Here is a 24,593-nt window from a genome sequence, read left to right as displayed (position 1 = left end):
TTTTGTTACTTGGCCGCCATCAGGGCGACCGTGGTATCGAGCATGCGGTTCGAGAAACCCCACTCGTTGTCGTACCACGACGACACTTTCACGAGACGACCCGAGACCTTGGTCAGGGTCGCATCGAAGTTCGACGAGGCCGGGTTGTGGTTGAAATCGATGGAAACGAGCGGCTCCGTCTGGTACGTCAAAATGCCTTTCAGCGCGCCCTCGGACGCCGCTTTGAGCAGTGCATTGACTTCCTCGACCGTGGTGTCGCGCTTGGCGATGAAGGACAGGTCGACCAGCGAGACATTAATCGTCGGCACGCGTACGGCAAAACCGTCGAGTTTGCCATTCAGTTCCGGCAAGACCAGGCCCACGGCAGCGGCCGCGCCCGTCTTGGTGGGTATCATCGAATGCGTGGCCGAACGGGCGCGGCGCAAGTCTTCATGCATCACATCGGACAGCACCTGGTCATTCGTGTAGGCGTGCACCGTGGTCATCAGGCCCGATTCGATGCCGATGGCGTCATTGAGCGGCTTGACCAGTGGCGCCAGGCAGTTCGTGGTGCACGAAGCGTTGGAAATGACGGTATCGGTGGCTTTCAATACATGCTCGTTGACGCCGAATACGATGGTGGCGTCCACGTCCTTGCCACCGGGCGCGGAAATGATGACTTTCTTTGCGCCCCCCTTCAGGTGGGCCGAGGCTTTTTCCTTGCTGGTGAAGAAGCCCGTGCACTCGAGCACCACGTCAACGCCCAGTTCGCCCCACGGTATCAGGGCCGGGTCGCGCTGCGCGAAGACGCGGATGCGGTCGCCATTGACGATCATGTTGTCGCCGTCGATGGTGACGACGGCCGGAAACTTGCCGTGCACCGTGTCGTAACGCGTCAAATGCGCATTCGACTTGGCATCGCCGAGGTCGTTGATGGCGACGATCTCGATATCGTGCTGCTTGCCGCCTTCATACAAAGCGCGCAAGACATTGCGGCCGATGCGGCCATAGCCATTGATGGCAACTTTGATGCTCATGCTGTCTCCTTGTTGTTTTCTACTCAGTTCGTAAAGCCAACCCACTGGCAAATACCGGGGTCGTACCCTGAGGGGGAATGCGCCCCAGTGGGGCGCATTCCGATCACGCAGTGAACGACCCCAGCCCTCGCCCTTGGGTTTGCCTTAATCAACCACTATTTCTTAACCCCGCCGCAATACCGTTGATCGACAAATGAATGCCCGTGCGGGCCGCCGCATCTTGCTTGCCTTCGCGAAAACGCTTCAACAACTCCAATTGCACGTGATTGAGCGGGTCGATATACGGGAAACGGTTGCGTATCGAGCGCTGCATCAGCGGGTTCGCTTGCTGCAACTCTTGCTGGCCCGTAATCAGTTTCAAAGCATCGAGGGTGGCCGCATATTCGGCGCGGATGCGCGTGAAAATAGCCTCGCGCAAGGCCTTGTCCTTGACCAGTTCTGCATATTGGCCGGCGATGGCGATGTCACTCTTGGCCAGGACCATATCCATGTTCGACAGCAGCGAGGTAAAGAAGGGCCAATCCGTGTACATGCCGCGCAACACGTCCGCGCCGTCCGCCGGATGGGCGGCCAGGTAGGCTTGTACGGCGGAACCGAAACCAAACCAGCCCGGCAGCATCAAACGGCATTGGGCCCAGCTCAAGACCCAGGGAATGGCGCGCAAATCCTCGATGGACGTGGATTTCTTGCGCGAGGCGGGACGGCTGCCGATATTGAGCGCGGCAATTTCCGCAATCACCGTCGACTCCCAGAAGTACTGTTCAAAGCCATCCGTGCCGTAGACCAGCTCACGGTAAGCGTTCAGGGCCGTGCCGGACAGCTCTTCCATCGCGGCCAGGTGTCCCGCGCTGGCCGACGCCTTCGCTTGCAGCTGCGCCTGCGGCAGCAGAGTCGACTGGATGGTGGCCGCTACCAGCACTTCCAGGTTGCGCCGCCCCACTTCTGGATTCGCATACTTGGCCGTGATGACTTCGCCCTGCTCCGTCAAGCGGATTTGCCCCTGCACGGCGCCGGCCGGCTGGGCCAGGATGGCTTCATAGCTGGGGCCGCCGCCGCGCCCCACGGAACCGCCGCGCCCGTGGAACAATCGCAGCTTGACCTGGTGTTGCTTGAAAACCGACACCAGCTCGATCTCGGCCTTGTAGAGTTCCCAGCCGGACGTGAGGAAGCCGCCGTCCTTGTTGCTGTCCGAGTAACCGAGCATGACTTCCTGCTGGTTAGCGCGCGACGCCAGCAAGCCCCGGTAAAACGGCAAGCCAAAGGCGTGCGCCATGATGGCGGGACCGGCGCGCAAGTCGGCGATGGTTTCGAACAGGGGGATGATGTTGACATCGACTGTGCGGCTATCCTGGCGCAGCAAGCCCACTTCTTTCAGCAGCAGCGCCACTTCCAGCAAGTCCGACACGCTGGCGGCCTTGGAAATGATGCAGTTAGGCACCGATTCCTTGCCATATTTGATGTGAGCTTCGCGCACGGCGCGGAAAATGTCGAGTTCAGACGTGGTTTCTGCCGAATATTGCGCATACGGCGACGTCAGCAAGCGTGGCGACTCCAGCTCGGCGAGCAGCACGGCGATGCGCTGATCTTCATCGAGATCCAGATACACGAGGCCCGGCTGCGCTCCCGCAAACAGTTCGCCCACGACACGCTCGTGCACATCGGCATTCTGGCGCAAATCGAGCGGCGCGAGCGAAAAGCCGAAGACCTTGACGGCGCGGCGCAGCTGGCGCAGCCGGCCCTGGGCCAGCGCGCGCAAGCCATTGGCGACCAGCGAATCACGAACCACGTCCAGGTCGGCCAGCAACTGGCCTGCACCAGCGTAGGGCTGCACCTCGTCGGCTTGCTTGCCCGCATGCTCGCCCTTGCTGGAGAACACGCTGCGCGTCGCATCCAGGCGCGCATGGATGCCGTGCAGGGCGCGGCGGTACGGCTCGTCGACGCGGTGCGGCGAGGCATCGGCCGAGCGTTCGGCCAGCGCGCGCAGCGGCTCGCTGCAGGCATTGAGTATTTGCGCCAGCGACAGTTGCGACGCGAGTTTGCGCAATTCACCGAGGTAGAAATCGAGCACCTTGTCGGCCTGCGTTTGCAGGGTGCTGCGCAAGATGTCTGCCGTGACGAAAGGGTTGCCGTCGCGGTCACCGCCTATCCAGCTGCCAACCTTCATGAAATTGGGTAATTCTGCATCTTCCCAGCGGGCATCGCGCTGGGCCAGCATGGTTTCCAACGAGGAATACAATTTTGGCAGTTCGCGCAAGATGGTGTGGTCATAGAACGACAGGCCATTGGCCACTTCATCCATGACGGACAGTTTGCTCGTGCGCAACAGGCGCGTCTGCCACAGGGTAACGATGCCGCGGCCCAGCGCTTCTTCGTTTTGCTCGGCCTCTTCCGGCGTCATTTGCACGCGGTCGCGCTCGCTCAACAGGCGCGCGATGGCCATCTGGCAATTCTGGATGCTCTTGCGCTGCACTTCCGTCGGATGCGCCGTGAAGACGGGGCTGACGAAGGCATCTTCAAAGAACGCTGCCAGCGCATCGGCCTTGCCGGCGTCAAACACATTGCCGACGGCATGACTAAGGCTACCCTGGCGCGGCGGCGAACCGGCGATCAAATGGGCGCGCGTGCGCCGGATGTGATGTTGGTCTTCTGCAATATTGGCCAGTAGCGAAAAATAGCTGAAAGCGCGCGTCAATTGCGTGGTTTCTTCCTGCGACAGCGCTTGCAGCGCGTCCGACAGCTGCGCACGCGCCGCTGCATCATTATCGCGACGAAAACGGATCGCCAGCTGGCGCACATGCTCGATGCGCTCAAAGGCGGTCTCGCCCAAGTGGTTGCGGATGGCGTCGCCCAGCAGACGGCCCAGCTGACGGATATCGCTGCTCAACAGCTCGTCTTTCACTTCATTCATTTGCATGGTATTCATTTCCTGGGGCGGACACGGCGGCACCGCACAGATTGCGTCGTACGCGTTTCCCGGCCAGGGAAACGCCCATCATTCATTTTGTAGTAAATTTACTTCACCATCTCACCACCCTCTTGATTTTCATCAATAAAATCCATAATCAATGAGCCGCGAAGGGCTCGCACGGTGTTTGCCAGGGCAACAATATGAAAATTTACTACGCATTTAGACGAAAGGCAATTAACTTTTGTCTTTCCAGGATGAAAAGTGACGGCGCAAGTCACATACAGAGGCACTGTCCTGTATGCTGGCGGCTGAAACAAGGATGTCATCCACATCTTTCACCCACCGGACAAACCGTGGCGCGCGCAATGCCTTGAGGCCGAGTAGCAAAGCTGTGCCAATGCACGGTGAGCATAGCAGGCTGCCAAGGCATCAAGCGTCAAGCGCTGCAGGCTTGCCGGGTGCTTTACTCTCTTCTCCCATGCGACTGACTGCCTATACCGACTATACCCTGCGCACCCTGATGTACCTGGGCGTGCACCGCGACCGGCTGGTGACCATCCAGGACATCGCCGACTTGCATAGCATTTCAAAAAATCACTTGATGAAGGTGGTGCACCAACTGGGCCTGTCAGGCATCGTCGAAACGGTGCGTGGGAGGAATGGCGGCCTGCGTCTGGCGCGCGACCCGGCCCAGATCAATATCGGCATGCTGGTGCGCGAGACGGAAAACGATTTTTTCATGGCGGAATGTTTTAACCAGGAAAACAATACCTGTCCACTCACGCCAGATTGCCTACTGAAAGCCAAGCTGGGCCAAGCCACGAGCGCCTTCCTGGCCGTGCTCGACACGGTCACCCTGGCAGCCATCCTCGAACCAGCAGGCAATGTGCCAGCGGCAGCGGCGGGCGTGATTCCCCTGCACCTGGCAAAGTAAGCACGCAGCGAGGCACCTTGGACGGTGCGCTAAAACAACAATGCCCGGCAAGCCGGGCATTGTTTTGTTCAGCAAACAACTAATGCATTAATGCATCAATGCGCGCTGGCACCTGCGGCGCCGATGCCCGTCTCGGAACGCATTTGCTGCGCTTCGTAACCGGCACGGTCGATGCGCGCACGCGGGCTCTTGTCGAGCACCGAGAACAGCCAGATGCCGACAAAGCCTGCCGTCATCGAGAACAGCGCCGGCGAAGCGTACGGAAACAGCGCTGCCGGATGGCCGAGCACGTCGACCCACACGGACTTCGACACGATCGTCAGCGCTACCGCCGTGATCAAGCCCAGGAAGCCGCCGATGGTGGCGCCGCGCGTGGTGCAGTCTTTCCACAACACTGACATGAACAGCACGGGGAAGTTGGCCGAGGCGGCGATGGCGAAGGCCAGCGACACCATGAAAGCGATGTTTTGCTTCTCGAAGGCAATACCCAACACCACGGCGACAATACCGAGCACGATCGTGGTCACGCGCGACACTTTCAATTCATTCGCGCCAGTAGCCTTGCCCTTCTTGATGACGGTGGCATACAGATCGTGCGACACGGCCGACGCGCCCGACAGTGTCAAGCCCGCCACGACAGCCAGGATGGTGGCAAACGCGACCGCCGACATGAAGCCGAGGAACACATTACCGCCGACAGCCTTGGCCAGATGCACTGCCGCCATGTTATTACCACCTAACAACTTACCGGCAGCATCCTTGAACTCGGGATTGGTGCTCACCAGCACGATGGCACCAAAGCCGATGATGAAGGTCAAAATGTAGAAGTAGGCGATCCAGGTAGTGGCCCAAAACACGGATTTACGCGCTTCCTTGGCGCTAGGCACCGTGAAGAAACGCATCAGGATGTGCGGCAGGCCAGCCGTACCGAACATCAGCGCCATGCCAAACGAGATGGCCGAGATCGGGTCCTTGATGAAGGAACCGGGGCCCATGATGGCTTCCTTGGCGGCATGCACGTCGACCGCCTTGGCAAACAGCGCTTCCGGGCTGAAATTAAATTGCGCCAACACGGCGACGGCCATGAAGGTAGCACCGCCGAGCAGCATCACAGCCTTGATGATCTGCACCCAGGTAGTCGCCGTCATGCCACCAAACAACACGTAGATCATCATCAATGTCCCCACCAGGACGACGGCGATCCAATATTCGAGGCCGAACAGCAGTTTGATCAACTGACCCGCGCCGACCATCTGCGCGATCAGGTAAAAGGCCACCACGACGAGAGTGCCGGAAGCCGAGAAAATGCGGATCGGCGCCTGCTTGAAGCGGTAGGCGGCGACGTCGGCAAAGGTGTAGCGGCCCAGGTTACGCAGGCGCTCGGCCATCAGGAAAGTAATGATGGGCCAGCCGACCAGAAAACCAATGGCATAGATCAAGCCATCGTAGCCGTTCAAGAAAACGGCGGCGGAAATACCGAGGAAGGAAGCGGCCGACATATAGTCGCCTGCGATGGCCAGGCCATTCTGGAAGCCGGTGATGCCGCCACCGGCCGTATAGAAATCGGAGGCTGACTTGGTCTTCGCTGCCGCCCACTTGGTAACGAACAGGGTGAAGATGACGAAGGCGGCGAACATGATGATCGCCGTCCAGTTGGTGGGCTGCTTGACTGCCTGGCCGAGGTCGGCGCCGGCCGCCAGCACGCTGCCGCTGACGCTCGCCAGCGAGATCAAGGCTGCCAGGCAGGCGAATGTGCGTTGCGTCAATGGGCGGCGATTCATGCTTGCACCCGTGCCTGGATGGCGCTGGTCAGGTCGTCGAATTGCTTGTTGGCCCGGCGCACATAAATACCGGTAATAACCACGGTAAACACGATGACGAACAGGCCTATCGGCATGCCCCAGGTCATCACACCAGTGCCCGTTTTAGTGGCGAGAAATTCCTTGTTGAAGGCGATCAGCAAAATGTAGCCATAGTAGGCCAGCATCATCAGACCCGTCAGCGCCCAGCCGAAGCGCGAACGCACTTTGACCAATTGATGATAATTGGGATCGCCCTTGATTTTTTGTACCAAATCGTCTTGCATGGTGTTGCCTCCGTTATGTAAAAATCTGCTCTTTTAGTGTTGAGCTTAGGTTCACAATACCGCGCGAGGCTTACCCGCCCCTTACGGCAGCGGTTTTTTCTCACAGGAGCAACACAGGGCTGGCAAGGTCAGTTCAGCGCGGCTGCGGGGCCGAAGAATTCATGGTGTGTCTGCTGTTCCGGCACGCCCAACTCGCGCAGGTATTGTTTAACAGCGCGCATAAAGGGCTGCGGGCCGAGGTAGTAGACATCGACGTCGCGCGAGGCGGGCAGCCAGTGATCGAGCAGCTCTTTATCGAGCAAGCCAAGCGCATCGGGCGCTTCTGGCTCGCCGCCATGTTCCGCATAGCAGTAATAGCGCTGCAGTTGCGGGTACTGCGCGGCCAGTTCGTCGATCTGCGCGCGGAACGCATGCACGCCCTGCTTGCGCGCCGCGTGAATGAAATGCACGGCACGCTTGCCGCGCAGGGCCGCCGTCAGCATGGCCAGCGTCGGGGTGATGCCCACGCCGCCGCTGATCAGCACCAGCGGCTTGTCGCTCTCTATCAGCACGAAGTTGCCCGCAGGCGGCGTCAGTTGCACGGTCGCGCCGACCTGCACGTGCGCGTGGAAGAAATTGGACACCTTGCCACCGTGCTCGCGCTTGATGCTGATACGGTACGTGCGACCATTACTGGCGGCAGAGAGCGAGTATTGGCGACGCATGGCCACGCCATCGACAGTAACCAGCACACCAATATACTGACCGGGCGCAAAGTCGAGCACGCACTGGCCATCGGCGGGCGCCAGCAGGAAGGAAGTGATCTCCTCGCTTTCCACATTTTTGCTCTGCACGATGAAGTCACGCGCGCCGCTCCAGCCGCCCGGTGCGGCGGCCTGCGCCTTGTAAATGCGCCCTTCTTCACCGGCCAGGATGTCCGCCAACTGGCCATACGCCGCGCCCCAGGCATCGATGACGGCGTCGCTGGCCACCTCGGCGCCCAGCACCTCGCGGATGGCTTGCAAGAGGCTGGCGCCCACCAGCCGATAATGCTCGGCGCGGATTTGCAGGGCCACGTGCTTGTTGACTATGGTAGCCACCAGATCGCCGAGCGCGGCAAGCTGGTCGATATGTTTGGCATACATCAGCACGCCATTGGCCAGCGCGCGCTGCTGGTCGCCGCTATGCTGGTGCGCCTGGTTAAAGTACGGCAGCACTTCGGGATGGTCGCGAAACAGATTCTTGTAAAAGTGGCGCGTCAGCGCTTCACCGCCCTGTTCGAGAATCGGGACGGTGGCCTTGATAATGGCGCGTTGTGCTTGGGTCAGCATGTAAGACTCCTGTGGGTATAGGTATAGCTAAGCTAGCGTTAGCTAAAGTAAGCAAAGTAAGCAAGGAAGGCGGGGAGCGCGCCGGCGTTTCAACAACCGGGGTCTGAGCATGCGTCTCGCGCTAGAGACCTGCGCCGGCGGCGACAAATAGTGCTGCGCGAGGGGCAGGTACCGCTGTTTGAATCGAGTGCTAACCGTGGCGCTCTTCCGTGCTTGCGTGTTGCCAGTGTAGCGGAATATGCTTAAACATGCAAACCATATACATCTTTAAGCGCCATTGCCAGCATGGCACAGCAGCGGCAGCGCGTGCTAAAAAAACGCGCGCCCGGTGGATACTCGGGCAGGCAGAAAAATGCGCGTGGCGGGAAAGTTTAGCGCAGGATGGCGGGCGCCACCGGCAAGGTTTCCAGGGCGATGAAGGCGTCCAGCGCGCGGCGCATCTCTTCGAACACTTGCTTGCCGTACGCCGCTTCCAGATGCTCATATTGCAAGTCGATCAACTTGCCCATCTGCAGCAGCAAGCTCGCGCCCGCTTCCGACAGCTGCACCTTGCGGCGGCGCTGGTCGCCTTCGAACTTGCTGCGCCCGATCAAGCCGATTTCTTCCATGCGCGCCAGGATGCCGCTCATGCTGGGACTGGAAATCTGGCAGATGTCGCACAGCTCGCGTGGTTCGAGGGTGGGGCTTTCATTGAGCGCGCGCATGATGCGCCACTGCTGCTCGGTCACGCCGAAGTGATTGAGGATGGGGCGGAAGTGCTGCAGCAGGCTGTCGCGGGCCTTCAACAGCAATTGCGGCATGTTCGGGTAACGGATAGGTAGCTGCAAGCGGAACTCCCTGAATGGCCAGCAAAAGAACGTCATTATACGGCCCGCCCCGTATCCACAGCAGGCCGGCAACGATGTATTTTTCGCTACGCCAGCTCTTCCCCGCCAGCCGATTCTTCGCGCGCATGCGCGTGTACGGACCACAGCACGCCCGCCGCCAACAAGACCATGGCGCCCCACTCCAGCGGTCGCGGCATGCGCTGTGCATACAGGAAACCGTACAGTAACGCGAACAGGGTTTCCGACAGGATCAGCTGGCCCGACAGGGTCACCGGCACCAGACGCGACGCCAGGTTCCACAGGTAGTTGCCGACCACGGATGCGCCCAGCGCCAGCAGCAGGCACACCAGCCAGAACTGGGACCAGCTGCGCGTCGGCACCGCGTCGGCAGCGCCAGCCTGCTGCAGCGCCAGCACTACGGCACCGACAATCAAGGCGATGACACCGCTGGCCAGGCCATACAGCATGGCCCATTCCACGGCACTGACCTGCGCGTGGCACTTGAGGAAGCGGGCATTGTCGAGCGCATACCAGGTCCAGCAGGCGAGCGCACAGACGGCGCACAGTACGCCGAGCAGTTTTTGGGCCAGGCTGGCGCCGTCCGTGCCAGCACCGCCGGCATGGCTGAAGATATCGAGATTGATACAGGCGATGCCCATTGCCACCACGAGCAGCGGCAAGGCCAGGCGGCGCAAGGGCGGCGCGCCGTGATCCTTGCGCCCGAAAATCGTCACGCTCAGGGGCAGCAAGCCGATAATGAGCGAAGTAGCCGCCACGCCCGCCAGCTTGACGCCGTAGGCCAGCAGCAGGTAATACACGACGTTGCCCGACAGCGCCTGGCGCAGCATGGCCAAGCAGTCGTCGCGCCGCAAGCGCCGCAGCAGGGGCAAAAGGCGCGGCAGCATCAGTGCGGCCGCCAGCACGCCGTAGCAAATGTAGCGGCCCACCATCAACTCGAGCGGAGAAAAGTCCGGCAGCAAGACCGGCACAATGAAAACGGCGCCCCAGAAGGCGCCGGCCAGCAAACCACACACAATCCCACGCCACATGGCCGCCACTCTCGCGTCATCATTTCAAGTGTGACAGTATGGCATGCGGCACCCATTGCCGTCAGCCCCCGGCCTTTCTCTGATCGGGATGCATATTGGCGCCTTTTGCATGCGGCCAAAGACCATGTGCACCACCTTAACCCAAGGCAAGGTGTCTTTGGGGTCCAACCGGGCGCCGCGATTCGCAGCTTTTGGCGCGCAAACCCGCGCGATAGTGGTAGTGTCAGGCTGCAGCCGGACTGCAGACCGGCAGATGCAGCATGCGGTGGAAGGTGGAAGGTGGAAGCGGGTTGACTATTGAATCATTTCTACGCATAGCGCTAAGTGCTGCTTTTTCCTCTCTTCGCTCATGTCCATCAGCCTGCGCCCCGTCACGGCCGACAATTTTGACAGCCGCAGCGAACTGCCACTGCCACCCCAGCAGCGCGACTACCTCGACAGCAACGATTCGCGATGAACGTAGGCAAGGTCAGCAAGGTGGGCAAGTCGGGCAAGAATGCGCAAGATGCGCTAAGCTGCATCCGCCCTACCACTTTACAAGGACTAGCATGACCCTGATCGTCGTCGCCACCATCGATGCCCACACCGACCATATCGACGCCGTGCGCGTCGCCCTGGAAACCGTCGTCCCACCGAGCCGCGCCGAAAGCACCTGCCTGCGCTACGAATTACACCTCGACAACAAGATGCCGACACGCTTCATCATGCTCGAAGAATGGGCCGACAAGGCGGCGCTGACGGCGCACGAAGCGACGCCCCACTTCAAGGCGCTGGTGGCCGCCGTGGGCGACAAAGTCGTCAAGATCGACGTGGCGGAGTTAAGCAAGCTGAAGTAAGGCGCACGCTGAAATTCAATCGCGCGTTGCCCAAAGAAAGTTGTCACTTATAATCTGGCAACTTTTTTCATGGCATATCATGACCGTACTTTCCTCGATACACGGCGCTTGCGCCGCAGCCGTCTTGGCGCTCTGTACCAGTGCCGCCGCGCAAGCGCCCATGCCCAAGCTGGTGGGCGAGTACCAGTTGCTCTCGTCGAGCACCGTGCCACCGAGCAGCTGGGGCTATTCCAAGGCCCGTGTTTCCATCAAGCAGCTCGATGACCAGCATCTGTTGATACTGCTCGCCTGCGAATGGAAACGCGAACCGAAGGCCGTCTGCGGCGACTATTTCTATGCCCAGTGGCGCGACGACGGCTTATATCTGCAGGATATGAACACTTTCGCCATGCGCCTGTATTTCGATCCAGCGTCACACAAGCTCACCATCATTTCGCGCGGCGCCGATGCCAAGCAAAGCGTGCGCCACGAGGTGTTCAGCGCAACGACCGCGCCACTCGTCGACCCGGCGCTGGCGCGGCGCATGAAGCGCGAGCAAGCGAATGCCGACAGCAAGGAAAACCGGCGCGTGTTCGGCCCCTACACCAAGTGGGACTACCGGGAAAACCGCATTGAATTCCAGCGCCAGGACGTCACGGCGCAGTAATATCGCGCTTGCGGCATGCACACCGTACAAGCGCGCGCGGGGCCGGATCGCCGTGTTTTATGCGCCTGTTTTATGCGCCTGTTTGATGCTCCTGCCTGATGGTCCTCTTTTAAAGGGTATCGAGCCTGTCGAGCATCGTGGCCGCCTGCTGCCGGAAGGCGGCGATCGCCTCCGCGTCCATCTTTTCCAGCTGGCGATAGGCCATGCCGATGCGGGGATTGCGTTCCAGGGTGTCCGCATTGCGGTGGAAGAAATCCCAGTACAGGGCATTGAAGGGACAGGCGCGCTCGCCGATGCGCGCCTTTTTATCGTAATGGCAGCCTTTGCAATAATCGCCCATGCGGTCGATATACGCAGCGCTGGAGACATACGGCTTGGTCGCCAGCAGGCCGCCGTCGGCGAACTGGCTCATGCCGACGGTGTTGGGCAGCTCGACCCACTCGAAGGCGTCGATATAGATGCCCAGGTACCAGCCATGCACCTTGGCTGGATCCAGACCGGCCAGTAGCGCGAAATTGCCGATCACCATCAGGCGCTGGATGTGATGCGCGTGCGCCTGCTCCAGCGACTGGGTAATCGCCTGCGACAGGCAATGCATCTTCGTCTTGCCATCCCAAAACCATGCCGGCAGCGGGCGCGTGTGGCCAAAGAAATTCTTCTCCGCATAGCCGGGCATATTGGCCCAATAAACACCGCGCACATACTCGCGCCACCCCAATATCTGGCGGATGAAACCCTCGACTGCGGCCAGCGGAGCATGGCCGGCGTGATACGCCGCCTGCGCCCTGGCGACGACTTCGCGTGGCGACAGCATTTTGACATTGAGCGCAAACGACAGCAGGGAATGAAACAAGCGCCAGGCCTTGCTGCTCATCGCATCCTGGAAATCGCCAAAATACGGTAATGCCCGGCCGATGAAGGCATCGAGCTGCTGCAGCGCTTCATCGCGATTCAGCGCCCACGCCAGTTGGTCGGCCTTGGGGTTGCCGAAGCTGTTGACGCCTGCGGCGACGATGGATGCCCATAATTGCCCATGGTCGTGCAGCGTGCGCGCATCTTGCGGCTCGGCAGGCGTGCCGCGCCAGGGCTTGCGGTTATCGTGATCGAAGTTCCACTGGCCGCCAACGGGCTTCTTCGCGTCTTCCATCAGCACCTGATGCTTGCTGCGCATCTGACGGTAGAAAAACTCCATCAGCCATTGCTTGCGTCCGGCGAAAATATCGGCTGCCTCGTTGCGTGTCGTATAAAAATGCTCGCTGTCGACCATCCGCCAGGGGACGGCCGAGCGTCTTCCCGCCTGGTAAAGCTGCTGGTCCAGGCGCCACTCGTCGGGTTGCTGGTATTCGAAGGCGCTAGCGTCATAACGGGTAATCAGCGCTTCAATATTGTCCGGTATCGAGCGCCTGCTTTCCGCCTCGTCGATGGCGATGTAATGCACGTTGTGGCCGAGCTGACGCAACTGGCGCGCCAATTCGCGCATGGCAGCGAAGATCGCCAGGATTTTCTGCGCATGGTGCAGCACATAATCGGTTTCCTGCCTGACCTCCATCAAGACATAGATGGTGGCGGCATCGACTTCGGTGAACCAGCGGTGCTGGGCATTGAGCTGGTCGCCGAGTATCAGGCGCAGCGTGGGCTTGGTTGAGGTCATGATTATTCTATGCAATGGTTGAATTGGCCGGAGTGGCGTCGCTTATCCTTGCGGTGCCGGCTGCGGCGCGGAAGCAGGAACGGGCGCGGGAGCGGGCTCGGGCTGCGCCTTGCCATGCGTTTCCTGCTCGGCTTCGACCGGCATGGCCAGCGGTGCCGACGGCACGCCTTCTTGCAACAATTCTCCCGGCTCTTCCACCGGTTCGTCCTGTGCTTCCTCGACCGGCTGCACAGCGCGCAGCGGCGGTGGTGGCTTGCCACCGGGGAAGATGGCGTCACGCGACAGTTTGCCCGTGTCCAGCGCCGTCTTGAAGAAGTCGCCCACCACCAGCACGGCATTATGGCCGCCCTGCCCCCAGTAATTGCTGCGCATGCTCACCCTGGCGTCGTTAAAGCCGACCCAGGCGCCGCCCACCAGTTCCGGGTGCATTAAAATGAACCAGCCATCGGCATTGTTTTGCGTGGTGCCGCTCTTGCCCGCGACGTCGGAGCGGATGCCGAAGCGGCTGCGGATGGCCGTGCCCGTACCGCGGTCGATCACGCCGCGCATCATGTCCGTCAGGATGGCTGCCGATGCCGCCTGCATGGCGCGCTTGGGTTTGTCTTCGCCGAAACGGGCGATGACCTTGCCCTCGCGGTCCGTGATGTGCGTGACGACGAACGGCAGGCGCGCCTCGCCCTGGGCGGCAATGCTGGCGTAGGCGTTGACCATTTCCAGCAAGGTCACGGGACTGGTGCCCAGCGCCAGCGACGGCACTTTTTCCAGCTTGCTGTCACGGATGCCCAGCGCGCGCGCCAGCTTGATGATGGGAGGCAAGCCAACATCCTGCATCACTTGCGCCGTGATCGTGTTTTTCGAGTAGACGAGGCCATCGCGCATACTCATGTCGCGCCCTGTGGTGCCGCTCATGTCGGTCGGGCGCCATAGCGTGCCGTCGGCCGCCTTGATATCCGTCACGGCATCGCGGTAGACGTGCTCGGGGCTCAAGCCTTTTTCCAGCGCAGCGCCATACACGATGGGTTTGAAGGTGGAACCGGGCTGGCGCGCCGCCTGCGATACATGGTCGAATTGTTCACGCGCAAAGTCGCGGCTGCCGACCCAGGCGCGCACGGCGCCCGTGGCCGGGTCCATGGCCGCAAAACCCGCTTCCAGGCGCGTTTTCGACTTGCGCAGGGCGGCCATGAAGGCGCGGTCGCCCTTCAGCTGTGCCAGCGCCGCCTCGGGCGCGGCGCCGGTGCCTGTCAGCTTGCGGTAGTCGGCCGATTCGCGCACGAAGGCGTCCAGCAGGGCCGGATGCGATTTCCAGAAATAATCGAACGGCACGCTGCCCGCCTGCATGCCCGCATACATGCCGGTCGAGGTGGACGACGGCATGCCCGCGCGGCTCCATTCCACGTCGGCAATCGCCTGCAAGGCATTCGCCTGGCGTTCCACGGCGCGCTCGGCCGCCTGCTGCAAAGCATGGTCGAGCGTGGTGTGCACCACCAGCGCATCGAGTGCCAGGTTGTAGTCGTTCTCGTCGGCCCAGTCGATCAACCACTTGCGCACATAGGCCGTGAAATGGCTGTCCGACTGCGCCCGCTCGCTCTGGCGTTCGAAATGCAGGCGCAGCGGGCGCTTGAGCAACTGTTTGTAGCGCGCCTCGTCGATGACAGCATGTTTGCGCATCTGCCCCAGCACCACATTGCGCCGCTGCAGCGAGCGTTCGGGATTGCCGACAGGATTGTAGTAATTTGTGCCCTTGAGCATGCCGACCAGGGTGGCGCTTTCCAGGATGTCGAGGCGCGACGCGGACTTGTCGAAATACGTGCGGGCCGCCATCTCGATGCCATAGGTGTTGTACAGGAAGGGCACGGTGTTCAAATACGCTTCCAGGATTTCCGTTTTGCTGTAGGTGGCCTCGATCTTCAGCGCCGTGATCAGCTCCTTGAGCTTGCGGTTCAGGTTGCGCGAGCGGCCTATTTCCTCTGGAAACATATTACGCGCCAGTTGCTGCGTGATGGTGGAGCCTCCCTGGGGCTTGCCACCGGCCGTGTGCACAATGGCGCCGGCCGTGCGGGTGAAGTCGATGCCATGGTGGTCGTAGAAGCGATGGTCTTCCGTGGCAATGAGCGCGCTGATCACATTGGGCGAAATCTGCTGCAAGCTGACGCGTTCCTGCAAACCCTGATCGAAGCGGGCCAATTCCTTGCCATCGGCGCTAACCATGCTGCTCGGTGCGGCCGCGCGCGCCTGGCGCAAGTCGTGGATGCTGGGCGTCAAGGGTATCAACAGCAGCAAGTATACGACCAGCAGCGCCAGCACGGCCAGCATCAACCATGAGGCCAGCACCAGCGCGCGCCGCACCGGCGGCAAGGTCATCAAGTACGCATGGCCGCGCCGGTACAGCAGCACTGCCTTTACCCACGCCACACCGGCCAGGCGCCTCCCCTGCGCGCGCGCCTGTATCAACGCCTGCCGCGCTTTTGCCTGAAACTGCTCCGTGCCTGATGCCATGCTTGTAACCTTGTCTGATGCCGGATGATCCGTTTTCGCAAGTATATAGGGCGGGCAATGTGGCGGGATGGAAATAAGTAAGCGCAAGGACGGAAGATGACAGGATTATTGCCCAGACTGCGTCCCGCGTATAAAAGCGTATTCCACCAGCAGCAGGGCGGCGCCCATCTGCGCACCACCAAACTTATCCTTATCCTTAGTCATTACGTGCAGGCGCTGGCCGTCACTTCTGCGCCTGCTCCAGCAAGGCTGGCAATGCTTTCAGCATGGCGTCGCGCGTGCGCAGGCCCGCCGATGGCAGGCTTTTCTGCTCGTCCTGCACCAGGCGCGCAAAAACGATGCTGCGCTCGCCCTTGCTGGCCCAGCCCACGAACCAGCCGTAGCCATGCGCTTCGTCAAAGCTGCCATCGGCCTGGCGCGGGAAGGCCGTGCCCGTCTTGCCATGCACTTGCCAGCCACCCACGTCCGCCAGGCGCGTCAGACGCTGCGTTTCCTGCATCGCCTGCCTGCTCACGGGCAGCTGGTAATTGACCAGTTTGCGCAGAAACCCCAGCTGTTCCAACGGTGAAATTTTCAAGGAGGAACTGATCCACGAGCGCTCCAGGCTATTCTCCTTGCCCTTGTCGCCCGACACATCGGCATTGCCATAGCCGAGCGCCCGCGTGTATTTCTGGAACCGCTCGGCACCCAGCGCCTGCGTGATCTGCTGCGAATACCAGAGCACGCCATACTGCATCCAGCGCGACGGGTCCGTCTCCTGGCGCCACGCTTCGCCGCCCCAGTCCACATAGCCCTGGCGATACGGCAGGGTCGGCTGGTGCTGGTCCTTGAGGACACCGGCGTCATAGCCCATCAGGCTGAGCGCGATCTTGAACGTCGAGGCAGGGGTGACGCGGTCGATGCAATTACCTTCCTGCAGCAAGACGGCGCCCGTTTTGGCGTCGGCCATGGCGGTGCAAATGGTAGCGGCCTGGACATGCGAGGCGGCCAGAACGGTGCCTGTCAAGCCGAGGATAAACTGGGAAAATACGCGATGTTTCATGGGCCTCCGGGGTTGGGGGAGCAGGACAAAGCGAAATTGTACCGGGCAGCGCGACGCGGTGCCAGCGACCATCGACCACCGTGAGCGTGTGATCCTGCCAACTAGCGTCCTGCCGGCGCGCCCGGTTGGCGTTCGCGCTTCAGGTGCGCCTCTTCCAGTTCGTCCATGCCCAGCTTTTCCTCGTCGATCAGCGCATGTTCGCGTCGTTCGCGCTCCAGTTCCTCTTCCAGGCCACCTTCGCCAGGGCCCTGCGTGATTTTTTCCGGCATGCTGTCGTCCTCTGCGGTGCTTGAATGAAAAGTTCAGGCGAGCTGACCCGCCTGCGCCACGGCATCGTGCGGATGCAAGCTTTCCATATGCCGTACGGTAACACGCGCCTGCGCATGGTGTGGCAGCGCCGCCTGCACGCGGCGCGCCGCGTCTTCCACATACATCAGATTAGCACCATTCAAGCGCGCAAACGCCTGCTCGTCGGCCCGTTTCACGGCCGTTTGCAGCGGCGTCGCCAGCGCCGCTTCCACCAGGTCGATCAGCGGAAACAAATCGAGCTGCGCCTGTTGCGTTAATGGCACGGTCACCGTCGCCGTGCTGCGCTGGCTGTGCGGCGTGGCCAGGCTGGCATGCTCTTGCAGCCAGTCGCGGGCGGCTGCGGCGTCGACGCTTGCGCTGCCGAACTGCGCCGCAAAGGCGTCAGCCAGCAACTGCCGCGCCAGTGCCGCCGAACATGGACAGGTCGACGAATAGCCGATCTCCACCGTCAGTGACAGGGCAAAGCCCTGCGGGGAGCAACTGGCCTGCAGGCGCACGGGATACGACTTCCAACCCGACAGTCCTGCCGTCAACAGCGCCGGCTGGCGCCGCAGCACGGGGAACGCCAGCGCCAGGCGCGCCTGCGTGCTGCCGCAATCGGCGTGGCTGTCCACCATGCGCCGCAACACGGCGGCCAGGACAGCGGCATCGAGCGGCTGCGCGGCGGCAAACGCATCGAGCAGCAGATACAGGCGCGACATGTGGATGCCCTTGATGTGCGGGTCCGGCAAATCGACTTGCACGTCGGCGCAGGCATGCACTTGTTGTACCTGCCCGCCCTCCTCGATCCACAGCGGCAAGGCGATGCCCTGCATGCCGACCCAGTCCAGTGGTATGGGATGGCCGAGATGGGGGCCGGCTGCCACGTCGGGCAGAGGCAAGGAAAGGGAATCGCGCGTCATGCTCATGGCTCCATATGCAAACAAGTTGCATATAATGCAGAGAAAAACGTCAACTTGCAAGTTACTTGCATTAAACGGGTGTTACAGGCATAGCAGGCATGGCATGCGCTGCCTGGCGCCAGCTCAGCTAGCCTTGCGAAACGTCAAATTGATACGCTGTGCCCCCAGCAGCGCGTGTTCGCCCTCTTTCAGGGGTGCCACGCCGTGAAAGCGCAGGCGGTCGGCGCCGCCCCATACCACCACGTCGCCATGCAACAAGGCGATGCGCGCAGCCTTGTCGGCGCGCGCCGCCCCGCCGAACAGGAAGATGGCAGGCAAGCCCAGTGAGACCGAAACGATGGGCGCGGTGAAATCGCATTCATCGCGGTCCTGGTGCAGGGCCATGCGCGCACCGGGCACATAACGGTTGACCAGGCAGGCGTCGGGCGTGAAGCCCGGATAGCCGGCAGCCAGCGCCGCCTGCTGGGCCAGGCGCAGGAACACGGGCGGCATCGGCGGCCAGGGTCGGCTGCTTTCCGGATCGAGCCGCACGTAGCGGTAGCCGCGTCCATCCGTGATCCAGCCCTGGGCGCCGCAATTGCTCATGGCCACGGACATGCGCAAGCCGCCCGGCGTGGCCATATGGCGCAGGGGCGAGGCCAGCACAATGGCCTCCAGCGCCGGCAGCAGCTGGTCCAGATAAGGCAGGGCAAAAGCGCGCAACAAGACCGACGCGCAACTGCCCGGCACCAGCGGCGCAGGAGCGGCAGGGGCTTGCTCTTCATCGGCAAAAAGGGAGAGGTTCATGCCACTTATTGTAGGCGCAGCATGGAAAAAGCGCACGCGCCTGCCCCATGGCTGCGCTACCGTGGCATTTCCAGCCGCAGCCTGCGGCGCCGACGGTGGATCATTACGCCGCTTTGCTGCACGCCCTCGCGCAGCAAGAAGCAACCCTGCCAGTCGAACGCCGCGCCAACGCTGCAGCGCTTTTCGCGCGCGAGTGCGCGCAATATTTGCCAGCATGATAGCGTGCCGCCAGCGCAGCATGCTGCAGTTTGCGCGCCGTTCGGCGAAGATACATGGCGTTTCTTGCCAGCCCGCAGTGCAACATGCATTTCGCTCCTGATTTGCGCGTGCATGCTTTAGAATCAGCCACCTCAGCCCCGTAAAAACAGGATAAAACATATGACGGCAGTCGGGAATACCGAACCACAAGAGCTCAAGCGCGGCCTGAAAAGCCGCCACATCCAGCTCATCGCCCTGGGCGGCGCCATCGGCACCGGCCTGTTTCTCGGCATCGCGCAAACCATCAAGATGGCCGGCCCTTCCGTGCTGCTCGGCTATGGCATCGCCGGCGTCATCGCCTTTCTGATCATGCGCCAGCTGGGCGAGATGGTAGTCGACGAGCCCGTGGCCGGCTCCTTCAGCTATTTTGCCGACAAATACTGCGGCCACCTGCCCGGTTTCCTGTCTGGCTGGAATTACTGGGTCCTGTATGTGCTGGTGAGCATGGCAGAACTGACGGCCGTCGGCATCTATGTGCAGTACTGGTGGCCGGACGTGCCCACCTGGGTCTCAGCGCTCATCTTTTTTTGCGCCATCAACGCCATCAGTTTATTGAATGTCAAAGCCTTCGGCGAGATGGAATTCTGGTTCGCCATCATCAAGGTGGTCGCCATTATCGGCATGATCGTTTTCGGCGCCTGGCTGCTCGCTTCCGGCAACGCCGGTCCGCAGGCGTCGGTGGCCAACCTGTGGCAGCACGGCGGCTTCTTCCCGAATGGCTGGCAGGGCCTGGTGATGGCCATGGCCGTCATCATGTTCTCGTTCGGCGGCCTGGAACTGGTGGGCATCACGGCGGCCGAGGCCGATGACCCGAGCACGACGATTCCGCGCGCCACCAACCAGGCCATCTACCGCATCCTGATTTTCTATATTGGCGCGCTGGGCATTTTGTTGTCGCTATACCCTTGGCAAAACGTCGTCACCGGCGGCAGCCCCTTCGTGCTGATCTTCCATGCACTCGACAGCAACCTGGTGGCCACGGCGCTGAACGTGGTGGTGCTGACGGCCGCCCTGTCCGTCTACAACAGCGGCGTGTACTGCAACACGCGCATGCTGTTCGGCCTGGCCAAGCAAGGCAATGCGCCGCGCGCCCTGCTGCGCCTGAACCGCCGTGGCGTACCGCTCGCTGCGCTGGGCGTGTCGGCCCTGGCCACGGGCGCCTGCGTGGTGGTCAATTACTTCATGCCCGGCGAAGCGTTCGAAGTGCTGATGGGCCTGGTGGTCTCGGCACTGATCATCAACTGGGCCATGATCAGCTGGATACACCTGCGTTTCCGCGCACAAAAAAAGGCCGAGGGCAAGACGACGCTGTTCCAGAGCCTGGGCTACCCATTCACCAATTACCTGTGCCTGGTTTTCCTGGCCGGCATTTTGGTGATCATGTACCTGACACCGGGCCTGCGCGTCTCCGTCTACCTGATTCCCGTGTGGCTGTGCGCCCTGGGCATCGGTTACTGGATCAGGCAAAGCAAGGCCAAGGCCTAGGCGGCTTTACGCTGAATCAAGCAAAAAACAAACCAGCAAAAAGCCCGCCTTCGCAAGAAGGCGGGCTTTTTTGTCGTTGACGCTGCACCAGAGGCAGCACACTAAGCAGACTCAACGCTGTCAGCCTCGCCCTGCTCCGGCAGCACATCGGTCCATGCAAAATATGAAATATGAAATATGAAATATGAAATGCAAGGCCATGAATAAAAAATAATATTGCAATATTTTTATGATTACCCTGCATCGCGCTCTGCCGCCACGCCCGGATTGGGGTATGTTCGGCATATAGCGCACGTCCTCACTGTTGCCGCAAGTAAATTTATACTGTTGCTCAAATGCCGAAAGTGACTATGTGTGACATTTCCCGTACTCGCAATCACTATGATCGCTGAGAACACCGCAACACATCCGCATTCGCTGATACGTAACATCAAGCACGGCCCTAAGGAGACAGCATGAGACTTTTGAACTTAACGATAGCCAAGCGGCTCGGCCTGGGTTTTGGCCTGGTCGCCTTACTCCTGTTACTGATCATCACGCTGGGGCTAGCCAGCATGAAGCAAATCCAGGACCGCATGGATGAGGCAACCAAGGTCAACAACGTTGAAACCAGGCTGGCGCAAACTATGGACTTGACAGTCACCGAGCGGGCGTTGGCGCTACGCAATCTTATTTTGCTGAAAGAAGAGAAGGAAATCAAGATCGAGGTCGAGCGCATCGCGGCGCAGGAAAAGAAATATGCCGCCGCACAACAAAAGCTGGGAGAAATGTTCAGCAAATTGGGCGGCACATCGACCGAAGAAAGAAATCTGCTCGAACAGATCCGCCAGCAGAGCGAGCTGGCCGGCCCCTTCATCCAACGGGCCGCTACGCTGGCGCTGAGTCAAAAGCAGGAAGAGGCCTATCAACTGCTGCGCTATGAATTCCGCCCCGTGCAAAAGCGCTGGTGGGAATTGTTGCGCACCTTGATCGCGCTCGAAGAAAAGCAAAATAGCGAAGCTACTACCATCGCCGAGGAGGCTTATAACCAGGCGCGCCTGATGATGCTGAGCATAGGCTCGCTGGCACTGGTCGTGAGCCTGCTGGCCGCGGTGCTGATCACGCGCAGCGTGACGCGTCAACTCGGTTGCGAGCCCGACGAGGCAGCCGAGATCGCCGGGCAGATCGCCAGTGGCAACTTGGTTGTGCCCATCCATACTCGCGCCGGCGACACGCACAGCCTGCTGTTCGCCATGCAGTCGATGCGCGACAGCCTGGCGAAAATCGTCCAGCAAGTCCATACCAGCACCGAGACGATCTCCACGGCGGCGGGGCAAATCGCCATGGGCAACCTGGACTTGTCTTCGCGCACGGAACAACAGGCCAGCACGCTGGAACAAACCGCTTCCTCGATGGAAGAATTGACCAGCACCGTGCGCATTAACACCGACCATGCGCGCCAAGCCAACGGGCTGGCCGAATCGGCCTCCGATGTCGCTACCAAAGGCGGCGCCGTGGTGGCGCAGGTGGTCGACACCATGGCGGCGATCGATGTCTCGGCCCGCAAGATTGTCGACATTATCGCCGTGATCGACGGCATCGCCTTCCAGACCAATATCCTGGCGCTGAACGCGGCAGTCGAGGCAGCCCGCGCCGGGGAACAGGGGCGCGGCTTTGCCGTGGTGGCTACCGAGGTACGCAATCTGGCGCAGCGCTCGGCAGCAGCAGCGAAGGAAATCAAGGAATTGATCGGCGATTCGGTCGACAAGGTGCAGGCCGGCAACCGGCTGGTCGAACAGGCCGGCTCGACCATGCACGAGGTCGTCGCCAGCGTGCGACGCGTCACCGGCATCATGTCCGAAATGCTCTCCTCCAGCCAGGAACAATCGACAGGTATCGAGCAAATTAATATGGCCGTGACGCAAATGGACAATGTGACGCAGCAAAATGCGGCACTGGTCGAGGAAGCGGCCGCCGCCGCGCAGGCGATGCAGGCACAGGTCAACAGCCTGAACGAGGTAGTCAGCGTCTTTAGTCTGGGCAACATCGCTAGCGTGCGCGCGGCACCGCCGCGCGTGTCTAGCCGCCCGCCAGCGCCACCGCCAGCGGCGAGGCACACGCTCGCCACGGCAAAGCCGGCCCGTTCCGCCGTCGCCAAGCCCAGCGAAATCGAGTGGGAACAGTTTTAAAGCGGCAACATAGGAGTGAGGCATATGGGTAAATTGGAACAGGTCGTCGCTGCAAGCGAAGTAGCGCAACACATCTTCCCGCATGCGGGCCATGTCGACAAAGAGCAGCGGGCCCTGCTGGCCCGCCAGCACGCCGCGACGCTCTGGCTTACCGGCCTGAGCGGCGCAGGCAAGTCGACGCTGGCCTACGCGCTGGAGAGGCGGCTGCTGGCGGAGGGACGCCTCGCCTACGTGCTTGACGGCGACAATATGCGGCACCACCTGAATGGCGACCTGGGTTTCTCTCCCCGCGACCGCCAGGAAAACATCCGCCGCAGCGCCGTCATCGCCAGGCTGATGAACGACGCCGGCATGATGGTCATCTGCGCCTTCATCTCGCCGCTGCGCAGCGACCGCGAGATCGCGCGCCAGATCATCGGCTGCGACAATTTTATCGAAGCCTACATCAGTACGCCGTGCGCGCTGTGCGAGGAGCGCGATCCCAAAGGACTGTACAAGAAAGCGCGCGCCGGCCTGATACCGGCCTTTACGGGCGTCTCCGCGCCGTATGAGGCGCCGCTGGCGCCAGCGCTATCGCTCGATACGGCCGCACTGTCGCTGGAACAGGCTTGCGAACAGCTATTCCAGCAGCTTTGCCCGCGCTTCATCTGATGTCGCGCGGCTACCTTTTTCGAGGAATGATGAGATGAATAGCAGCTCCCCTTCGGGCACCGGCGCGCGCCCGCGCCCGGTCATGATGATCCCCCTGCGCCGCTGCGGCAGCCATGCCCTGCGCCTGCGCCTGAACCTGTCGCCGCAGTTTTATTCGCCGTATCCGCTGCACCTGATCGATATGATGCCGCTGCTGCCCCTGTACGGCGACTTGCGCGACGACCGTGCCTACTTTCGCCTGGTGGTCGATGTGGTGGGCCTGGCGGCGGTCAGCATGGTCAAGTGGCCGGGCGTCGTCTTCGATCCGGTGGAACTGTTCGAGACGCTGCGCGAGCAGCCGCGCAGCATCCACCGCGTGGCATGGGAACTACTGCTGCGCGCCGGAGAACGCCACCAGGCCCAGGTGGTAATGGACAAGTCGCTCGACAGCGTGCACTACGCCGATGACCTCATGGAGCTGTATCCAGACATGCTGTTCCTGAATGTGGTGCGCGATCCGCGCGCGCAAGTGGCGTCGATGAACCGCGCCATCATCCACGATTTCGACACCTTGCTCAATACCAGGACCTGGCTGGCAGCCCATGTGGCAGCTGACCATGTCATGCAGCGCTATGGGCAGCGCGTGCTGACCATACGCTATGAAGATTTCCTCTCGCGGCAACAGGAGACGCTGGAAACGGTCTGCCATTTCCTCGGCATCAACTTCCTGCCGCAGATGCTCGACGTCGCCGCCTCGGCGGAAGCGCGGCAAATCGCGCAGTTGTCGTCGCTCTGGTCGGCCAACTGCTATGCGCCGATCGCGGCCAATATCGACAAATTCCGGCAGCAACTATCGGATGACGATATCGAGCTCATCGAAACGCTCACCGGAGCGTATATGGACCGCTACGGCTACACGCGTCTCAGCGGCGGTGACGCCAGCATCACGCCCGCGCTCATCGAGATGGCCGGCGTGCGCTCGGCGCAAGGACGCGAACGTGCCTGGAGCGACCTGGAAGAGGATAATTTTCGCGACTACGTGCTGCGCCGTTGCCGCGCCGACTATCTGACACAGTTACATGCACGGCTCAGCCAGAGCGGCGGCGCGGCCGACAGCGGCAGCATCGTCACGCTCGATCAGCTCGACCCGAAGGCGTTTGTCGTCAACGATTAATATTCTGGCGCAGCGCAGACATCGGGCCATGGCCGCTTGCGGGCTGCACACTGCGGCGCAATGAAAAACGCCGCCGGGAT

20 protein-coding genes are annotated in these 24,593 nt (G+C 61.3%); 7 read left to right on the top strand and 13 right to left on the bottom strand.

Features of this window, described 5'->3' with window-relative positions; genetic code table 11:
* Positions 1-5: 5 nt before the first annotated feature.
* The gene (gene gap, locus ACQ4V8_RS12895) at positions 6-1,016 is read right to left on the bottom strand and encodes a type I glyceraldehyde-3-phosphate dehydrogenase (RefSeq protein WP_010397779.1); all 1,011 of its coding nucleotides are present in this window, start codon (positions 1,014-1,016) and stop codon (positions 6-8) included.
* A gap of 148 nt (positions 1,017-1,164) precedes the next feature.
* Entirely contained in the window at positions 1,165-3,930 is a 2,766-nt protein-coding gene (gene ppc / locus ACQ4V8_RS12890; RefSeq protein WP_436571597.1) for a phosphoenolpyruvate carboxylase, read from the bottom strand.
* 472 nt (positions 3,931-4,402) lie between these two features.
* On the opposite strand from ppc, the gene ACQ4V8_RS12885 reads away from it, so the two are divergent.
* The gene (locus tag ACQ4V8_RS12885) at positions 4,403-4,858 is read left to right on the top strand and encodes an RrF2 family transcriptional regulator (RefSeq protein WP_010397774.1); all 456 of its coding nucleotides are present in this window, start codon (positions 4,403-4,405) and stop codon (positions 4,856-4,858) included.
* A 95-nt stretch (positions 4,859-4,953) separates the two neighbouring features.
* On the opposite strand, the gene ACQ4V8_RS12880 is transcribed toward ACQ4V8_RS12885, so the two are convergent.
* The 5 genes from ACQ4V8_RS12880 to ACQ4V8_RS12860 form a co-directional block, all read right to left on the bottom strand.
* Positions 4,954-6,639, bottom strand: a complete 1,686-nt coding sequence (locus ACQ4V8_RS12880; protein WP_070347395.1) for a cation acetate symporter — start codon at positions 6,637-6,639, stop codon at positions 4,954-4,956.
* A complete protein-coding gene (locus ACQ4V8_RS12875; RefSeq protein WP_010397770.1) occupies positions 6,636-6,944 on the bottom strand; it encodes a DUF485 domain-containing protein in 309 nt (102 codons plus the stop codon). Before ACQ4V8_RS12875 ends, ACQ4V8_RS12880 begins: the two co-directional genes overlap by 4 nt.
* Before the next feature lie 128 nt (positions 6,945-7,072).
* Complete coding sequence (gene hmpA, locus ACQ4V8_RS12870; protein WP_436571596.1) at positions 7,073-8,254, bottom strand: NO-inducible flavohemoprotein; 1,182 nt, start codon at positions 8,252-8,254, stop codon at positions 7,073-7,075.
* A gap of 371 nt (positions 8,255-8,625) precedes the next feature.
* Positions 8,626-9,081 carry a homoprotocatechuate degradation operon regulator HpaR gene (gene hpaR, locus ACQ4V8_RS12865; protein WP_280720891.1) on the bottom strand — a complete coding sequence of 152 codons (456 nt, stop codon included), beginning with the start codon at positions 9,079-9,081 and terminating at the stop codon, positions 8,626-8,628.
* Between the two features lie 86 nt (positions 9,082-9,167).
* Positions 9,168-10,130, bottom strand: coding sequence for a DMT family transporter (locus tag ACQ4V8_RS12860; protein WP_436571595.1), 963 nt, complete (start codon positions 10,128-10,130; stop codon positions 9,168-9,170).
* A 548-nt stretch (positions 10,131-10,678) separates the two neighbouring features.
* Between ACQ4V8_RS12860 and ACQ4V8_RS12855 the strand changes: the two genes are divergently transcribed.
* Together ACQ4V8_RS12855 and ACQ4V8_RS12850 are read left to right on the top strand one after the other, a co-directional pair.
* Complete coding sequence (locus tag ACQ4V8_RS12855) at positions 10,679-10,966, top strand: putative quinol monooxygenase (RefSeq protein WP_010397762.1); 288 nt, start codon at positions 10,679-10,681, stop codon at positions 10,964-10,966.
* 79 nt (positions 10,967-11,045) lie between these two features.
* Positions 11,046-11,612, top strand: a complete 567-nt coding sequence (locus ACQ4V8_RS12850; protein WP_010397759.1) for a hypothetical protein — start codon at positions 11,046-11,048, stop codon at positions 11,610-11,612.
* 109 nt (positions 11,613-11,721) lie between these two features.
* On the opposite strand, the gene ACQ4V8_RS12845 is transcribed toward ACQ4V8_RS12850, so the two are convergent.
* From ACQ4V8_RS12845 to alkB, 6 genes are all read right to left on the bottom strand, one after another.
* Positions 11,722-13,263 (bottom strand): cryptochrome/photolyase family protein, encoded by a 1,542-nt coding sequence (locus tag ACQ4V8_RS12845; RefSeq protein WP_010397756.1) that lies wholly within the window; start codon positions 13,261-13,263, stop codon positions 11,722-11,724.
* A gap of 42 nt (positions 13,264-13,305) precedes the next feature.
* Positions 13,306-15,759 (bottom strand): penicillin-binding protein 1A, encoded by a 2,454-nt coding sequence (locus ACQ4V8_RS12840; RefSeq protein WP_010397753.1) that lies wholly within the window; start codon positions 15,757-15,759, stop codon positions 13,306-13,308.
* A gap of 223 nt (positions 15,760-15,982) precedes the next feature.
* Complete coding sequence (gene blaOXA, locus ACQ4V8_RS12835) at positions 15,983-16,801, bottom strand: class D beta-lactamase (protein ID WP_070347397.1); 819 nt, start codon at positions 16,799-16,801, stop codon at positions 15,983-15,985.
* 101 nt (positions 16,802-16,902) lie between these two features.
* Positions 16,903-17,070, bottom strand: coding sequence for a hypothetical protein (locus ACQ4V8_RS12830; RefSeq protein WP_436571594.1), 168 nt, complete (start codon positions 17,068-17,070; stop codon positions 16,903-16,905).
* Between the two features lie 33 nt (positions 17,071-17,103).
* Positions 17,104-18,018 (bottom strand): GTP cyclohydrolase FolE2, encoded by a 915-nt coding sequence (gene folE2, locus ACQ4V8_RS12825; RefSeq protein ID WP_010397749.1) that lies wholly within the window; start codon positions 18,016-18,018, stop codon positions 17,104-17,106.
* 117 nt (positions 18,019-18,135) lie between these two features.
* A complete protein-coding gene (alkB, locus tag ACQ4V8_RS12820) occupies positions 18,136-18,798 on the bottom strand; it encodes a DNA oxidative demethylase AlkB (RefSeq protein WP_436571593.1) in 663 nt (220 codons plus the stop codon).
* 378 nt (positions 18,799-19,176) lie between these two features.
* On the opposite strand from alkB, the gene ACQ4V8_RS12815 reads away from it, so the two are divergent.
* The 4 genes from ACQ4V8_RS12815 to ACQ4V8_RS12800 all read left to right on the top strand — a co-directional run bounded on the left by ACQ4V8_RS12815 (position 19,177) and on the right by ACQ4V8_RS12800 (position 24,513).
* Entirely contained in the window at positions 19,177-20,541 is a 1,365-nt protein-coding gene (locus ACQ4V8_RS12815; protein WP_010397746.1) for an amino acid permease, read from the top strand.
* A gap of 455 nt (positions 20,542-20,996) precedes the next feature.
* Positions 20,997-22,709, top strand: a complete 1,713-nt coding sequence (locus tag ACQ4V8_RS12810) for a methyl-accepting chemotaxis protein (RefSeq protein ID WP_436571592.1) — start codon at positions 20,997-20,999, stop codon at positions 22,707-22,709.
* A gap of 24 nt (positions 22,710-22,733) precedes the next feature.
* Entirely contained in the window at positions 22,734-23,360 is a 627-nt protein-coding gene (cysC, locus tag ACQ4V8_RS12805; RefSeq protein ID WP_436571591.1) for an adenylyl-sulfate kinase, read from the top strand.
* A gap of 34 nt (positions 23,361-23,394) precedes the next feature.
* Complete coding sequence (locus tag ACQ4V8_RS12800; protein ID WP_010397740.1) at positions 23,395-24,513, top strand: sulfotransferase family protein; 1,119 nt, start codon at positions 23,395-23,397, stop codon at positions 24,511-24,513.
* The last annotated feature ends 80 nt before the right edge of the window (positions 24,514-24,593 follow it).

This window comes from Janthinobacterium paucivorans (genome assembly GCF_051380805.1).
In the GTDB taxonomy this organism is placed as follows: Bacteria; Pseudomonadota; Gammaproteobacteria; order Burkholderiales; family Burkholderiaceae_D; genus Janthinobacterium; species Janthinobacterium lividum_D.
Note: the sequence above shows the minus strand (reverse complement) of the source record. Positions and strands in the feature narration are given on the sequence as shown.

Excerpts from the sequence above, each read along its gene's own strand:
- alkB (WP_436571593.1), bottom strand. The coding sequence starts at position 18,798 with ATGAACCTCTCCCTTTTTGCCGATGAAGAGCAAGCCCCTGCCGCTCCT.
- gap (WP_010397779.1), bottom strand. The coding sequence starts at position 1,016 with ATGAGCATCAAAGTTGCCATCAATGGCTATGGCCGCATCGGCCGCAAT.
- ACQ4V8_RS12855 (WP_010397762.1), top strand. The coding sequence starts at position 10,679 with ATGACCCTGATCGTCGTCGCCACCATCGATGCCCACACCGACCATATC.
- ACQ4V8_RS12845 (WP_010397756.1), bottom strand. The coding sequence starts at position 13,263 with ATGACCTCAACCAAGCCCACGCTGCGCCTGATACTCGGCGACCAGCTC.
- ACQ4V8_RS12875 (WP_010397770.1), bottom strand. The coding sequence starts at position 6,944 with ATGCAAGACGATTTGGTACAAAAAATCAAGGGCGATCCCAATTATCAT.
- ACQ4V8_RS12830 (WP_436571594.1), bottom strand. The coding sequence starts at position 17,070 with ATGCCGGAAAAAATCACGCAGGGCCCTGGCGAAGGTGGCCTGGAAGAG.
- ACQ4V8_RS12885 (WP_010397774.1), top strand. The coding sequence starts at position 4,403 with ATGCGACTGACTGCCTATACCGACTATACCCTGCGCACCCTGATGTAC.
- hmpA (WP_436571596.1), bottom strand. The coding sequence starts at position 8,254 with ATGCTGACCCAAGCACAACGCGCCATTATCAAGGCCACCGTCCCGATT.
- folE2 (WP_010397749.1), bottom strand. The coding sequence starts at position 18,018 with ATGAGCATGACGCGCGATTCCCTTTCCTTGCCTCTGCCCGACGTGGCA.
- ACQ4V8_RS12860 (WP_436571595.1), bottom strand. The coding sequence starts at position 10,130 with ATGTGGCGTGGGATTGTGTGTGGTTTGCTGGCCGGCGCCTTCTGGGGC.
- cysC (WP_436571591.1), top strand. The coding sequence starts at position 22,734 with ATGGGTAAATTGGAACAGGTCGTCGCTGCAAGCGAAGTAGCGCAACAC.
- ACQ4V8_RS12880 (WP_070347395.1), bottom strand. The coding sequence starts at position 6,639 with ATGAATCGCCGCCCATTGACGCAACGCACATTCGCCTGCCTGGCAGCC.
- ACQ4V8_RS12800 (WP_010397740.1), top strand. The coding sequence starts at position 23,395 with ATGAATAGCAGCTCCCCTTCGGGCACCGGCGCGCGCCCGCGCCCGGTC.
- ACQ4V8_RS12840 (WP_010397753.1), bottom strand. The coding sequence starts at position 15,759 with ATGGCATCAGGCACGGAGCAGTTTCAGGCAAAAGCGCGGCAGGCGTTG.
- ACQ4V8_RS12850 (WP_010397759.1), top strand. The coding sequence starts at position 11,046 with ATGACCGTACTTTCCTCGATACACGGCGCTTGCGCCGCAGCCGTCTTG.
- ACQ4V8_RS12815 (WP_010397746.1), top strand. The coding sequence starts at position 19,177 with ATGACGGCAGTCGGGAATACCGAACCACAAGAGCTCAAGCGCGGCCTG.
- ACQ4V8_RS12810 (WP_436571592.1), top strand. The coding sequence starts at position 20,997 with ATGAGACTTTTGAACTTAACGATAGCCAAGCGGCTCGGCCTGGGTTTT.
- ppc (WP_436571597.1), bottom strand. The coding sequence starts at position 3,930 with ATGCAAATGAATGAAGTGAAAGACGAGCTGTTGAGCAGCGATATCCGT.
- blaOXA (WP_070347397.1), bottom strand. The coding sequence starts at position 16,801 with ATGAAACATCGCGTATTTTCCCAGTTTATCCTCGGCTTGACAGGCACC.